10 protein-coding genes, 2 tRNA genes and 3 rRNA genes are annotated in these 14320 nt (G+C 56.6%); 5 read left to right on the top strand and 10 right to left on the bottom strand.

Annotation, left to right across the window (positions count from 1 at the left end):
- The first annotated feature begins 32 nt into the window (after positions 1-32).
- Genes LJ360_RS08695 through LJ360_RS08680 form a run of 4 tightly spaced genes read left to right on the top strand, consistent with a single transcriptional unit; the run spans position 33 to position 4007 of the window.
- Positions 33-572, top strand: coding sequence for a FixH family protein (locus LJ360_RS08695; RefSeq protein WP_264995851.1), 540 nt, complete (start codon positions 33-35; stop codon positions 570-572).
- Positions 565-3033 carry a heavy metal translocating P-type ATPase gene (locus LJ360_RS08690; protein ID WP_413774408.1) on the top strand — a complete coding sequence of 823 codons (2469 nt, stop codon included), beginning with the start codon at positions 565-567 and terminating at the stop codon, positions 3031-3033. The genes LJ360_RS08695 and LJ360_RS08690 overlap by 8 nt, the downstream gene beginning before the upstream one ends.
- A gap of 19 nt (positions 3034-3052) precedes the next feature.
- The gene (ccoS, locus tag LJ360_RS08685; protein WP_091853482.1) at positions 3053-3325 is read left to right on the top strand and encodes a cbb3-type cytochrome oxidase assembly protein CcoS; all 273 of its coding nucleotides are present in this window, start codon (positions 3053-3055) and stop codon (positions 3323-3325) included.
- The gene (locus LJ360_RS08680) at positions 3300-4007 is read left to right on the top strand and encodes a sulfite exporter TauE/SafE family protein (protein ID WP_091853480.1); all 708 of its coding nucleotides are present in this window, start codon (positions 3300-3302) and stop codon (positions 4005-4007) included. Before ccoS ends, LJ360_RS08680 begins: the two co-directional genes overlap by 26 nt.
- A gap of 458 nt (positions 4008-4465) precedes the next feature.
- On the opposite strand, the gene rrf is transcribed toward LJ360_RS08680, so the two are convergent.
- The 9 genes from rrf to LJ360_RS08635 form a co-directional block, all read right to left on the bottom strand.
- Positions 4466-4580, bottom strand: a 5S ribosomal RNA gene (gene rrf, locus LJ360_RS08675).
- An 89-nt stretch (positions 4581-4669) separates the two neighbouring features.
- Positions 4670-7566: ribosomal RNA gene (locus LJ360_RS08670) — 23S ribosomal RNA — on the bottom strand.
- 333 nt (positions 7567-7899) lie between these two features.
- A tRNA-Ala gene (locus LJ360_RS08665) sits at positions 7900-7975 on the bottom strand.
- Positions 7976-8107: 132 nt separating this feature from the next.
- Positions 8108-8184, bottom strand: a tRNA-Ile gene (locus LJ360_RS08660).
- 247 nt (positions 8185-8431) lie between these two features.
- Positions 8432-9972: ribosomal RNA gene (locus LJ360_RS08655) — 16S ribosomal RNA — on the bottom strand.
- The 16S, 23S and 5S rRNA genes sit together here with 2 tRNA genes alongside, the layout of an rRNA operon.
- A gap of 442 nt (positions 9973-10414) precedes the next feature.
- Positions 10415-11602 carry a formate-dependent phosphoribosylglycinamide formyltransferase gene (gene purT, locus LJ360_RS08650; protein WP_264995850.1) on the bottom strand — a complete coding sequence of 396 codons (1188 nt, stop codon included), beginning with the start codon at positions 11600-11602 and terminating at the stop codon, positions 10415-10417.
- Positions 11603-11659: 57 nt separating this feature from the next.
- The gene (locus tag LJ360_RS08645) at positions 11660-11842 is read right to left on the bottom strand and encodes a DUF1289 domain-containing protein (RefSeq protein ID WP_091854490.1); all 183 of its coding nucleotides are present in this window, start codon (positions 11840-11842) and stop codon (positions 11660-11662) included.
- Positions 11842-12384: a gamma carbonic anhydrase family protein gene (locus LJ360_RS08640; RefSeq protein ID WP_091854488.1), complete on the bottom strand. Its 543-nt coding sequence runs from the start codon at positions 12382-12384 to the stop codon at positions 11842-11844. The genes LJ360_RS08645 and LJ360_RS08640 overlap by 1 nt, the downstream gene beginning before the upstream one ends.
- Before the next feature lie 30 nt (positions 12385-12414).
- Positions 12415-12999, bottom strand: coding sequence for an NUDIX hydrolase (locus LJ360_RS08635; protein ID WP_091854486.1), 585 nt, complete (start codon positions 12997-12999; stop codon positions 12415-12417).
- Between the two features lie 86 nt (positions 13000-13085).
- Here LJ360_RS08635 and LJ360_RS08630 point away from each other — a divergent pair, with 86 nt between their 5' ends.
- Entirely contained in the window at positions 13086-13634 is a 549-nt protein-coding gene (locus LJ360_RS08630; protein ID WP_091854484.1) for an NUDIX hydrolase, read from the top strand.
- Between the two features lie 26 nt (positions 13635-13660).
- Here LJ360_RS08630 and LJ360_RS08625 read toward each other — a convergent pair whose 3' ends face one another.
- A complete protein-coding gene (locus LJ360_RS08625) occupies positions 13661-13972 on the bottom strand; it encodes a YqfO family protein (protein ID WP_091854482.1) in 312 nt (103 codons plus the stop codon).
- Positions 13973-14320: the final 348 nt, after the last annotated feature.

Raw genomic sequence — 14320 nt, 5'->3', positions numbered from 1 at the left:
GGGCTGCTTGCTGATCCATTGAAGAGTCCGACATGTCAGAAACTGCACGTTTTGAAGACCACGAATCCTCACGTCCCTGGTTCCGTCAGCCATGGTTCTGGTTTCTGGTTCTGTTCCCCGCAGCATCCATAACCTACTGTATCGTCGCCATCACGCTTTCAATGACGACGCATACGTCCATGGTCGTGGACGATTACTCCAAGGAAGGCCTCGCTATCAATCAGTCCCTGGCAAGGGATGCCAAGGCTGCCGAACTGGGCCTGGAGGCCCGCATCCAGCAGACCGGTCGCAACCTTGAGGTTACCCTCGCAAGTAGCGACAAAGGCACCGGCGTGGCACCGGAATACCTGATACTCCAACTATTCCACCCCACCATGGGCGAGCAGGACCGCATCATTCAGCTCAGCCCCACCGGCGAGGGCCACTACCGGGGACAGATAGCCGGCAATATCGACGGGCGCTGGTACCTGGATGTGAGCGGACCGTCCTCAGACTGGCGCATCAAGGGTGAAGGCCACTTCCCGGCCGACTCAGCCATCGTGATGCGGCCCAACGACCCAGAACGTGGCTGAAACACTTCCCTGCTTTCACTGCAGTGAGCCGGTAAAGCCAGAGCAGGCCATAGTGCCCGACCCGGACCACCCGGATCGGGCCTTCTGCTGTCATGGTTGCCAGGCCGTTTTCAACACCATTCACCAGGAAGGCCTGGACAGCTTTTACCAGTTCCGCACAGCCCCAGCGGTTACGCCCCGATCCCTTTCCCCTGCTGACGTGGAACGGCTGCGAGAGCTGGATCATCCGGCTGCGCAGGAGGCGTTCGTAGCTCCGGTGAAAGGCGGACAAGAGGCCCAGCTACTGATCGGCGGCATCACCTGTGCCGCCTGCATCTGGTTGCTGGAACGCCACCTTGCCGCCCACTCGGGCGTGATTTCATTTACCGTCAATCACACCACCCAAAGAGCGAGGCTGGTCTGGTCCCCCGAGGAGACCTGTCTCAGTGACCTTCTGATCGCTATCCACGAGTTGGGCTATACCGCCTCCCCCTATCATGCAGACGAGGCGGAGCAGGCTCTCAAGGCAGAAAACCGCACCGCCATCATCCGTCTCCTCGTTGCCGGCATTGGCACCATGCAGAGCATGATGTTGGCGGTGCCCCTGTACTTTGAAATGATCAGTGAGCTGTCTCCTGAATTCATACAGCTGTTCCGGTGGTTCAGCTTGCTGGTCGCCACACCGGTGGTGGTATACAGCGCCCGGCCTTTTTTCAGTAATGCCATTCGTGATGTACGCTCCCGCCACCTGACCATGGATGTACCGGTTGCCACTGCCATAGGCCTGGCTTACGCGGCCAGTGCCTGGGTTACCTTTTTCGGCGGTGATGAGGTGTACTTTGAATCTGTCTGCATGTTCACCTTTTTCCTGTCGCTGGGCCGTTTCATCGAAGCCCGCGCCCGTTACCGTGCCGGTCTCACCGGGGCCGCGCTGGGCAGTTATCAGCCAAGGGTCGCCACGCGTATCCTTGGGTCTGATTCAGAGGTAGTCGCCGCTCACCAGCTGAAGACCGGGGACCGCATCCGAATCAAGCCCGGCGAAACCCTGGCTGTTGACGGTGTGATTGTCGCAGGTCACTCAACCCTGAATGAAGCGGCCCTGACCGGTGAGTACCTCCCCGAGTCCCACGGAGTCGGAGACGAGGTATTCGCAGGCAGCATCAACGGCGAAAGCCCTATCGAAGTCGAAGTGCTCCGTACCGGTAGCCGCACCCGACTTTCCGGCATTCTACGTATACTGGACCGGGTCCAGTCGGAAAAACCTCGCATCGCCCGCATGGCGGATCGTATAGCCGGTGTGTTTGTCAGCCGGGTCCTGGTTATTGCCCCACTGGTATGGATAGGCTGGTGGCTTGCCGGTGCCGATAATGCCTTCGACATTACCCTTTCTGTACTGGTGGTCACCTGCCCCTGCGCGCTATCGCTGGCAACACCGACCGCCCTGACCAGTGCCACACTGAAATTACGCAAACTGGGCTTTCTGCCTACCCGCGGACATACCCTGGAGACTCTCGGGGATATCGACACGATTGTCTTCGACAAAACCGGCACACTGACTGAAGGTAGGCTTCACCTGCTCGGTGTTACACTGGTCGGCGATCTCCCGGAGCAACAAATACTGTCCTTGGCCGCCGGCCTGGAGCAGCACTCCGAGCACCCCATTGCCGAAGTGTTCCGTGGGATCAAGGCAGAGACAGTGGACGGGGTTTCCAATCATCTTGGCCAGGGCCTGACCGGTCAATGGCGAGGCAAATCCGTTGTCATCGGCCACCGCGCCTTCATCGAAACCTCCACTAGAACCGAGATAACACCTCCGGACCAGGCCCAGGGCATTGACCTCTGGCTAGCGGTTGACGGCAAGGTACAGGCTCGCCTGCTCATTGATGACCGTGTGCGTGCCGATGCAGTGGAGACGGTCCGAACCCTTCAGTCACGAAACATCAAGACCGTGATGCTCAGCGGCGATCGGTCAAACCACGTAGCCCGGATTGCCGCTGAGCTGGGCATCGATGAAGCAATTGGTGGCGCTTCGCCGGAAGACAAACTCGCTCACCTGCAGGCTCTTGCGGACGGTGGAAAGAAGATCATGATGGTGGGTGACGGATTGAACGACCTGCCCTCCATGGCGGGCGCTGCTGTTTCCGTAGCCATGGGTTCTGCAACGGACCTGACCCAGCTCCGGGCAGACGGCATTCTCCTTGGTGGAAAGCTGGAGCTACTGGTGCAAGCCATTGACGCCAGCCAGGAAACACGGCGTATTATTCGACAGAACATGATGTGGGCCCTGGGCTACAACCTGCTGGCGCTACCGTTAGCTGCAGCAGGCCTGGTACCGCCCTGGCTGGCGGCTATTGGCATGTCCCTGAGCTCCCTGGTGGTTGTACTCAACGCCCTCAGACTGAGCCAGGAGAAGCCCGGGAGCCGGACGCAGAACCAACCACAAACGATCTCAAGGGGCCAGGAAGAGGTCAAGCCCGGTTGAGGAACAAGGTGATACTGCTGTGAACATTCTGCTGATACTTATCCCGATTACGCTTATCCTGGTGACCATTGGCGTACTGGTTTTCAATTGGGCCGTAAAAAGTGGCCAGTATGACGACCTGGAGGGCCCTGCCCACCGAATCCTCTATGACGACGACCGGGACATGATTCCCGAGGATGCCAAGCAACCCCACCAGCGATCCAACCCGTCAGCCTCCGCCGAGGACAGGACTACAGAATTCGTGGATGGCGATCAAACCCCACAGGATGATAATCCGGAAAAGGGAGCCTGAATTGCAGGACCTTGCCCTCAGCTACCCTGCCGCCTTCGTCATTGGCCTGTTGGGCAGCACCCATTGCCTGGGCATGTGCGGCGGTATCAGCGCTTCGCTCTCTATGGCACTGCCCGTAGGCCGGGGCTACCGCTTCCGCCAGATACTGATGTTACTGGCCTTCAATGGGGGCCGTATTGGTTCCTATGTGCTGATTGCGACCCTCATCGCCTGGCTTAGCGTAAGCGCCACGAACTCTTGGGGCGCCCTTGGACCGCTACTTCGCACCCTCGCAGGAATCCTGCTGATCCTGATGGGACTCTCGATGGGGCAATGGTGGAATGGCATACGCCATGTGGAGAAAGTTGGCGGTCCGGTATGGCGGCGACTTCAGCCACTTACGGCAAAATTACTGCCGGTTCGCAACCCCTTTCAGGCACTCTCCCTCGGCGCCCTCTGGGGCTGGCTTCCCTGTGGACTGGTGTACAGCACTCTGGGGTGGGCCGCACTACAGCCCACCACCACTGCCGCTGCCGGGACCATGCTCTTCTTCGGACTCGGCACCCTTCCTTCCATGCTAGGCACAGGACTTGCCGCTACCTGGATTCAGGGATTGCGGACAAATCGCTGGTTCCGCCAGATTGCCGGTGCATCAATGGTTGCCTTCGGTCTGTGGACGCTACCCTGGATGGCCTTTATCTAGCGAGGCGTTAGGTTGCCACAAGCCCCGGAGCTGGAAGGTGCCGGGGCTTTTTTGTGGCTGGCGTAGGGGTTCTTCAGGCCCTGCGAAGCAGGGCGATGCCTGCCTGCGGCAGGCTTGTCGAATGGGGCCGTTGTAGGGCAGATCGGAGTTGCCTGAGACCGGCCGCGCGTTGCGCGGCGACGATTCCCGGCCCTCCGCGAGACGCTCCGGGCGTTCGCCCCTGGCAGCGCACGATTTCACTTATAGCATGCTCCCAGCCCGTGCTTCGCACTGGGATGACCTACATTGCTCAGGCCTGTCGGCCTTCGGCCCTTCGGGCCCGTCGTCGCTACACTCCGACGTCCTGCGCCTGCCTGCGGCAGGCTTGTCGCATGGGGCCGTTGTAGTGAAAGAGAACCACCGTATCCCAAATAAAAAACCCCCGGCAGCTTTCGCTGTCGGGGGTGTTTTATTTAGGAGCCTGACGATGACCTACTCTCGCATGGGCAACGCCACACTACCATCGGCGCTGGTCTGTTTCACTGCTGAGTTCGGGATGGGATCAGGTGGTTCCAGACCGCTATGGTCGTCAGGCAAAACGGTTGATCACTGGGATGGATGAGATTGAATGCGTTACGATCAAGGTTATCGCAGTTGTCTGTAGCAATTGTCTTGGGTGTTATATAGTCAAGCCGCACGAGCAATTAGTACCGGTTAGCTCAACGCCTCGCAGCGCTTACACACCCGGCCTATCAACGTCCTGGTCTTGAACGGCTCTTCAGGAGGCTCGAGGCCTCGGGGAGATCTCATCTTGGAAGGGGCTTCCCGCTTAGATGCTTTCAGCGGTTATCCTGTCCGAACATAGCTACCGGGCAATGCCACTGGCGTGACAACCCGAACACCAGAGGTTCGTCCACTCCGGTCCTCTCGTACTAGGAGCAGCTTTCCTCAAATCTCCAACGTCCACGGCAGATAGGGACCGAACTGTCTCACGACGTTCTAAACCCAGCTCGCGTACCACTTTAAATGGCGAACAGCCATACCCTTGGGACCGGCTTCAGCCCCAGGATGTGATGAGCCGACATCGAGGTGCCAAACACCGCCGTCGATGTGAACTCTTGGGCGGTATCAGCCTGTTATCCCCGGAGTACCTTTTATCCGTTGAGCGATGGCCCTTCCATACAGAACCACCGGATCACTATGACCTGCTTTCGCACCTGCTCGACGTGTCTGTCTCGCAGTCAAGCGGGCTTGTGCCATTACACTAACCGCACGATGTCCGACCGTGCTTAGCCCACCTTTGTGCTCCTCCGTTACGCTTTGGGAGGAGACCGCCCCAGTCAAACTACCCACCACACAGTGTCCTCATCCCCGATCAGGGGACCAAGTTAGAACCTCAAACAGGCCAGGCTGGTATTTCAAGGTTGGCTCCACCCGAACTGGCGTCCGGGTTTCAAAGCCTCCCAGCTATCCTACACAAGCATGCTCAAAGTTCACTGTGAAGCTATAGTAAAGGTTCACGGGGTCTTTCCGTCTAGCCGCGGATACACCGCATCTTCACGGCGATTTCAATTTCACTGAGTCTCGGGTAGAGACAGCGCCCCCATCGTTACGCCATTCGTGCAGGTCGGAACTTACCCGACAAGGAATTTCGCTACCTTAGGACCGTTATAGTTACGGCCGCCGTTTACCGGGGCTTCGATCAAGAGCTTCGCGCAAGCGCTAACCCCATCAATTAACCTTCCGGCACCGGGCAGGCGTCACACCGTATACGTCCACTTTCGTGTTAGCACAGTGCTGTGTTTTTAATAAACAGTCGCAGGGGCCTGGTATCTTCGACCGGCTTCCGCTCCACCCGCAGGGGCTTCACGTACACGCCGGCGTGCCTTCTCCCGAAGTTACGGCACCATTTTGCCTAGTTCCTTTACCCGAGTTCTCTCAAGCGCCTTGGGATTCTCACCCTGACCACCTGTGTCGGTTTGGGGTACGGTCCCGGATAGCCTGAAGCTTAGAAGATTTTCCTGGAAGCATGGCATCAATGACTTCCAACCCGTAAAAGGGTCGTCGTCGTCACGTCTCGACATTATGGGTCCGGATTTGCCTAAACCCACTGCCTACTCGCTTAAACCGGGACAACCGTCGCCCGGCTCACCTAGCCTTCTCCGTCTCTCCATCGCAGCTATCCAAGGTACGGGAATATTAACCCGTTTCCCATCGACTACACCTTTCGGTCTCGCCTTAGGGGCCGACTCACCCTGCGCCGATTAGCGTTGCGCAGGAACCCTTGGTCTTCCGGCGTGGGGGTTTTTCACCCCCATTGTCGTTACTCATGTCAGCATTCGCACTTCTGATACCTCCAGCAGACTTCTCAATCCACCTTCGCAGGCTTACAGAACGCTCCCCTACCCCGCATACTTGCGTATGCAGCCGCAGCTTCGGTGACCAGTTTGAGCCCCGTTACATCTTCCGCGCAGGCCGACTCGACTAGTGAGCTATTACGCTTTCTTTAAAGGATGGCTGCTTCTAAGCCAACCTCCTAGCTGTCTGAGCCTTCCCACATCGTTTCCCACTTAACTGGTACTTGGGGACCTTAGCTGGCGGTCTGGGTTGTTTCCCTCTTCACGACGGACGTTAGCACCCGCCGTGTGTCTCCCGGATAGTACTCACTGGTATTCGGAGTTTGCATCGGGTTGGTAAGTCGGGATGACCCCCTAGCCGAAACAGTGCTCTACCCCCAGTGGTATTCGTCCGAGGCGCTACCTAAATAGCTTTCGGGGAGAACCAGCTATCTCCGGGCTTGATTAGCCTTTCACTCCGATCCACAAGTCATCCCCTGGCTTTTCAACGACAGTGGGTTCGGGCCTCCAGTGCCTGTTACGGCACCTTCACCCTGCTCATGGATAGATCGCCCGGTTTCGGGTCTATGCCCAGCGACTAAGTCGCCCTATTCAGACTCGGTTTCCCTACGGCTCCCCTATACGGTTAACCTCGCCACTGAACATAAGTCGCTGACCCATTATACAAAAGGTACGCCGTCACGGAACAAGTCCGCTCCGACTGCTTGTACGCATACGGTTTCAGGGTCTATTTCACTCCCCTCACAGGGGTTCTTTTCGCCTTTCCCTCACGGTACTGGTTCACTATCGGTCAGTCAGGAGTATTTAGCCTTGGAGGATGGTCCCCCCATGTTCAGACAGGATTACACGTGACCCGTCCTACTCGATTTCACTGGACTCAGGTTTCGGATACGGGGCTATCACCCACTATGGCGGCTCTTTCCAGGGCCTTCTCCTACCAGTTGTCCAGCTTAAGGGCTGGTCCCCGTTCGCTCGCCGCTACTGAGGGAATCTCGGTTGATTTCTTTTCCTTCGGGTACTTAGATGTTTCAGTTCCCCGAGTTCGCCTCTTACACCTATGGATTCAGTGTAAGATACCGACCCGAAAGTCGGTGGGTTTCCCCATTCAGAGATGCCCGGATCATAGCTTGTTTGCCAGCTCCCCGAGCCTTATCGCAGGCTTCCACGTCTTTCATCGCCTCTGACTGCCAAGGCATCCACCGTATGCGCTTAGTTGCTTGACTATATAACCCCAAGACAACTGACCTGTGCATCAACACCGCTTGACCTTCCCCTGGCAAGCCAGGTTCGTGATCATCCAATGATGACGTTCAGAGACAGCCGACTGAAGCTATAAACAACCACTTCAACGACACACCGGATAACGCTTGATCGTTATCGCTGAAACTCTGTTCTGAACTAGAAGAACAGAATTTCGTGTTTCAATCTCATCCGAATTGTTAAAGAGCAATTCTGACCCAGTGATCAGAAAGAAGGGCTTACAACGTCACCGCGTTGAAACACTTTTTTCTGCACACTGACATAACGTCAGGCAATCAGGTTCGTCGATCTGTTTATGGTGGAGCCAGGCGGGATCGAACCGCCGACCTCCTGCGTGCAAGGCAGGCGCTCTCCCAGCTGAGCTATGGCCCCTAATAGAAACCACTCACCAAGCCGGCAATTTCGTTGACTCGCCGTACTCGGAGAATTGATCAGATCTAGGCGCGTTCGGGCGAAGCATACTTCAGTATGCGAGTCCGGGCGCAACGACGAGCTGGTCAATTCTGGTGGGTCTGGGTGGACTTGAACCACCGACCTCACCCTTATCAGGGGTGCGCTCTAACCACCTGAGCTACAGACCCAATTATCACTGCATCTTGTGCCACCTGAGCTGCGTTGCAGTCTTCGTTCACTCGGTCACGTACGTGTGTACGCTCCCTCCTTCACTCAGCCTGCGCCTTGTCAGCTGCCACAATCTACAGCGCTAATCTCTGCTTCATGCTTTCTCCAGGAGAAGCACTTCACAGCCGGGCCTGCAAAGACCCTTTTGCTCTCTTCACGTTAACCAAGTAATTCGTGTGGACTCTGACCGAAACCTCCAGCGTTCGTTAAGGAGGTGATCCAGCCGCAGGTTCCCCTACGGCTACCTTGTTACGACTTCACCCCAGTCATGAACCACACCGTGGTGATCGTCCTCCCGAAGGTTAGACTAACCACTTCTGGTGCAATCCACTCCCATGGTGTGACGGGCGGTGTGTACAAGGCCCGGGAACGTATTCACCGTGACATTCTGATTCACGATTACTAGCGATTCCGACTTCACGCAGTCGAGTTGCAGACTGCGATCCGGACTACGACGCGTTTTGTGAGATTGGCTCCCCCTCGCGGGTTTGCAGCCCTCTGTGCGCGCCATTGTAGCACGTGTGTAGCCCTGGCCGTAAGGGCCATGATGACCTGACGTCATCCCCACCTTCCTCCGGTTTGTCACCGGCAGTCTCCCTAGAGTTCCCACCATGATGTGCTGGCAACTAGGGATAAGGGTTGCGCTCGTTACGGGACTTAACCCAACATCTCACGACACGAGCTGACGACGGCCATGCAGCACCTGTGTTTGGGTTCCCGAAGGCACCAATCCATCTCTGGAAAGTTCCCAACATGTCAAGGCCAGGTAAGGTTCTTCGCGTTGCGTCGAATTAAACCACATGCTCCACCGCTTGTGCGGGCCCCCGTCAATTCATTTGAGTTTTAACCTTGCGGCCGTACTCCCCAGGCGGTCTACTTAGTGCGTTAACTGCGCCACTAAGACTTCAAGAGTCCCAACGGCTAGTAGACATCGTTTACGGCGTGGACTACCAGGGTATCTAATCCTGTTTGCTCCCCACGCTTTCGCACCTCAGTGTCAGTGTTGGTCCAGGTAGCCGCCTTCGCCACTGGTGTTCCTTCCTATATCTACGCATTTCACCGCTACACAGGAAATTCCACTACCCTCTACCACACTCTAGCCTGACAGTTCGAAATGCCGTTCCCAGGTTAAGCCCGGGGCTTTCACATCTCGCTTATCAAACCACCTACGCGCGCTTTACGCCCAGTAATTCCGATTAACGCTTGCACCCTCCGTATTACCGCGGCTGCTGGCACGGAGTTAGCCGGTGCTTCTTCTGTGAGTAACGTCAAGCCTCATGGGTATTAGCCATAAGGTTTTCCTCCTCACTGAAAGTGCTTTACAACCCGAAAGCCTTCTTCACACACGCGGCATGGCTGGATCAGGGTTGCCCCCATTGTCCAATATTCCCCACTGCTGCCTCCCGTAGGAGTTCGGGCCGTGTCTCAGTCCCGATGTGGCTGATCATCCTCTCAGACCAGCTACGGATCGTCGCCTTGGTGAGCCATTACCCCACCAACAAGCTAATCCGACATAGGCTCATCCAATAGCGCAAGGTCCGAAGATCCCCTGCTTTCCCCCGTAGGGCGTATGCGGTATTAATCCGGGTTTCCCCGGGCTATCCCCCACTACTGGGCAGATTCCTATGCATTACTCACCCGTCCGCCGCTCGTCAGCGGGGTGCAAGCACCCCCTGTTACCGCTCGACTTGCATGTGTTAAGCCTGCCGCCAGCGTTCAATCTGAGCCATGATCAAACTCTTCAGTTTAAATCATACAAGATCCGAAGATCTCTAATCTTGCTCAAGACAAAACTCATATTTCGACGAGTCGCTGCCTCGATATCTGTTGCCAGATGGTCTCGGCCAGCGCCCACACGAATTACTTGGTCAACTTGTTAAAGAGCGTTGAGCGTCTGCTCAATCAAGGCCGCGTATTCTACATCAGATCGCTACCTTGTCAACGGTTATTTTGAAGTTTTTGTCGCCGCTTCCGAAGAAGCCTTACACCGAAAAAACTCAAACCTTACAACCGTTTACTTCCCTTCCCGGTTCCGCCGTCGCCGGCGTTCCCTGTCGAAGTGGGGCGCATTCTACAGCCCCACCGTTTTCTGTCAACGACCTTTTTGAACTTTTTTACCCCGGTTTCGGTTTGCCGCTACCGGTCTGATGATTATTTGCCCGACTCGACCATTTTTCAAGCAATATTCACTTAATCCAGCCTTACCTGCACTTTCTCAGCGGCCTGGGTAGCTGCACGCCGGGCCTCTTCAATGGACTCACCCCGCGCGACCGCCACGCCCATACGCCGCCGGCCAGACACTTCCGGTTTACCGAAAAGCCGCAGCTGGACCTCTGGATCAGCAAGAGCTTCGTCCAACCCTGAATAAACCGGCGCATCAGACTCGCCCTCAGGAAGGATGACCGCAGATGCCGAAGGCCCGCTCTGGCGAATCGCCGGAACAGGAAGCCCAAGGATGGCCCGCGCGTGGAGGGCAAACTCGGAAAGATCCTGGGAGATCAGCGTCACCAGACCCGTGTCATGGGGGCGCGGGGAGACTTCCGAGAACCACACCTTGTCACCCTTGATAAACAGTTCGACGCCGAAGACCCCATATCCCCCCAGATTATCGGTAATCGTACGGGCGATATTCTGACTTCGCTCCAGGGCGAGGTCTGTCATTGGCTGCGGCTGCCAGGACTCGCGATAGTCACCGTCTTCCTGTCGATGCCCGATGGGCGCACAGAAGCTGACGCCGCCTTTATGCCGCACGGTCAGCAAGGTAATTTCATAATCGAAGTCGATAAACCCTTCGACGATGACCCTGCCCTTACCCGCACGACCGCCGGTTTGTGCATAATCCCACGCAGAACCCACGCCGGAGGCGTCACGAACAAGGCTTTGGCCCTTGCCGGAGGAACTCATGACCGGCTTGACCACGCAAGGGAAGCCAATTTCCGCAACGGCTCGCTCAAACTCTTCACGGGTTTCTGCGAAGCGGTAGTCCGACACAGGCAGCGCCAACTCCTCGGCCGCAAGCCTGCGTATGCCTTCCCGGTTCATGGTCAGGTCAACCGCTCGCGCGGTTGGCACAACCCGATAACCCTCCTGCTCCAGTCGGACCAGTTCAGCTGTTGCGATGGCTTCTATCTCCGGCACAATCAGATCCGGCTTTTCCTGTTCGATCACCGCTCTGAGGCTTGCCGGGTCCAGCATGTCGATTACATGGCTTCGATGGGCCACCTGCATGGCGGGCGCGTTGGCATAACGGTCACAGGCAACAACCTCCACACCAAACCGCTGTAACTCAATGACCACCTCTTTACCCAGTTCGCCGGAGCCGCAGAAAAGCACCCGGTAAGCATTGTTCTTCAGGGGCGTACCTATGGTTGTCGTCATACTGTTCCTGTCTGTTACTGCCTCACCGGCAAGAAAGCCTTCCCGGGCGATAAAGTTTCAGATAAGACTGCCACGTTCCCTCCGGGCAACATTCTCCAATACCTGCTGGCGCTCCTCATTCGTCATGATTGTCCAACGCAGGATTTCATCACCGGACCGGTGGCAACCGATGCAGATGTCCTTTTCATCCAGCGCACAGACACTGACACAGGGAGACCGGACCCGGTGCTTCGTCTCCATCAGCCCTGCCCGTTTTCCGGATCAAACGGTTTGAGTGAATTCATGTAACGCACCGCATTCTGTACATAATGGGCAGCGCTGAGTTCCAGCATTTTTTTCTGGTTTTCTCCAAGTTCCCGCTTGACCCGGCCTGGTGCTCCGATAACCAGGGAGCCATCGGGTACTTCCATGCCTTCCGGGATCAGGGTATTTGCACCGATCAGGCAGTGCTTGCCGATACGGGCACCGTTGAGCACCACGGCGTTGATACCGATCAGGGAATAATCCCCAATCTCACAACCATGGAGCATGGCCTTATGGCCCACTGTGACCCCCCGGCCCAGGGTCAGTCGAATACCGGAATCCGTATGCAATACCGAGCCATCCTGGACGTTTGATTCGGGCCCGATAGTGATCAGGTCGTTATCGCCCCGAATCACTACGTTAAACCAGATACTCGACCGCTCGTGCAGGGCGACACTGCCAATGACAGTAGCGTTTGCGGCGATAAACTGCCCTTCGCCGACAAGCTCAGGTTTGCGTTCTGCGAGTTCGTATAACATGCAAATTCTCCTTACAGTTCGCCGCCAGGCTCAGTCGTGGCGCGGTTTCAGCAAATCGATGCGGGCATCGTACACGGCATTCAGAAACTCCACCAGAACCACCGCCGAGAGCCCCCATATCTGATACCCCTCCCACCGGTAACAAGGAACGTGGTAGGTGTTATCAAGGAACGGAAGGGCATCGGTGCGTTCACGGCGATCCTCGAGGAAGAACTCCACCGGCACGTGGAAAATACTCTCGATCTCATGGGGATTAGGGGTCAGCGGGTGGTCGGCAGGCACCACGCCAACGTATGGTGTTACAAGGATTCCGTACCTGGAGATGACCTGGCTCAGGGGCGCAATCAACTGTACCTGGTCCGGGGGCAGGCCGATTTCTTCGTGGGTCTCCCGCAGCGCAGTATAGGCCAGGGACGGATCGGTGCTGTCCCGTTTACCGCCGGGAAAGGCGACCTGGCCCCGGTGGGTGGACAAATTGGACGACCGAAGTGTGAACAGGATTTCCGGGGAGCCGGTATTGTCAGTCACCGGGACCAGCACACTGGCCTCCGGGTAGTCCATCGCCAGCCGGGTCGGTGCATGTCGGGCTAGCCTTTCCGTCAGTAAATCACGCAAAATCAGTCTCCGCGTTTGAGATGGGACAAGGCACCCTGCGAACGATACACTGGTACCACAACTCGAACTATTATACGGGGTAATTCATGAACTTCTGCAGTAGCTGCGGTCATCCGGTGGAAAGCCGCATCCCTGCCGGCGACAACCGGCCCCGCTATGTATGCACCCGATGCGAGACCATTCATTATCAGAATCCACGTATCGTAGCGGGTACGGTACCGGTATGGGAGGGTAAAATCCTGCTGTGCCGCAGGGCCATTGAGCCCCGTTATGGGTACTGGACGTTGCCTGCGGGCTTTATGGAAAATTCCGAGACCACGGAGGAAGCTGCTGCCCGGGAGACCCTTGAGGAGGCTATGGCGGACGTGGAACTGGCGGGTCTGTACACCATGATCCATGTGCCTCACATCGATCAGGTCCATATGTTCTACCGGGCGTTCCTCACCGAAGAGCGCTTCGGGGCGGGTGAGGAATCACTGGAGGCGGAATTGTTCGACCTGAACCGTATTCCCTGGGACGAAATTTCGTTTCCAACGGTTCGCCGAACCCTGGAGCATTTTGTGGAGGACGTTCAGCGCAACGACTTCCCTCTTCGCATTAGCGACATCCGCCACAGGATGAAACCCAAACAGTAACCACCCGGCCAGGCATTACTTCTGTCCTAGAAGTTTTCCAGCCGATAGACTTCGTAGGCGGGCTCCTCGTAGGGGTGGGCCCGCTTCATCGCCGCTACCACATCACGAATCAGCCGGTCCTCACAAACCAACTCCACTTTCAGTTCATCCACGCGCTCCAGTTGCCCGTGCTCCCCGAGATGAGGGTTGCTGCCGTCCAGGGGCCGAAACTGACCCTGCCCCAGGGTTTGCCATGCGCAGCAGTCATAATCACCGATACGACCACCTCCGGCCTGAAAAACGGCATCCTTGGTGGTTTCGGCGTCGATTACCGGTACGAAGAAACAGAGCTTGTACATCCACAGATCTCCGGCTGATAAATTGTGGAATCAAGACTGAAACAGCTTGACTTGACCGTCAACCCGGGCGTGCTCAGGGCCTTCCGGGTTACCCACAAAATCTGTGGATAACTTTGGGGATAGTTTTTGGGCAGACGCCGGGAGGCCCCGTGGTTACAGCCCTCACCTCAAATTGGCGAGAAATCCACCTCTATTATTTAAACCCTATAAATCAATAGGTTACATTATCCGACCAATTATTGAGCGAGTTGTCGGCGTTTTAGGCACCCCTGTCACAAAGACGGTGGCCGCGTGTGCATAAAACCGTTTAGTCAAGATTTTTTTTCGTTATAAACAGGGCGAAAGCCC

The organism is Marinobacter sp. AN1 (assembly GCF_026013985.1).
GTDB classification, from domain to species: domain Bacteria; phylum Pseudomonadota; class Gammaproteobacteria; order Pseudomonadales; family Oleiphilaceae; genus Marinobacter; species Marinobacter segnicrescens.
This window is presented reverse-complemented; position numbering and strand designations above follow the sequence as displayed.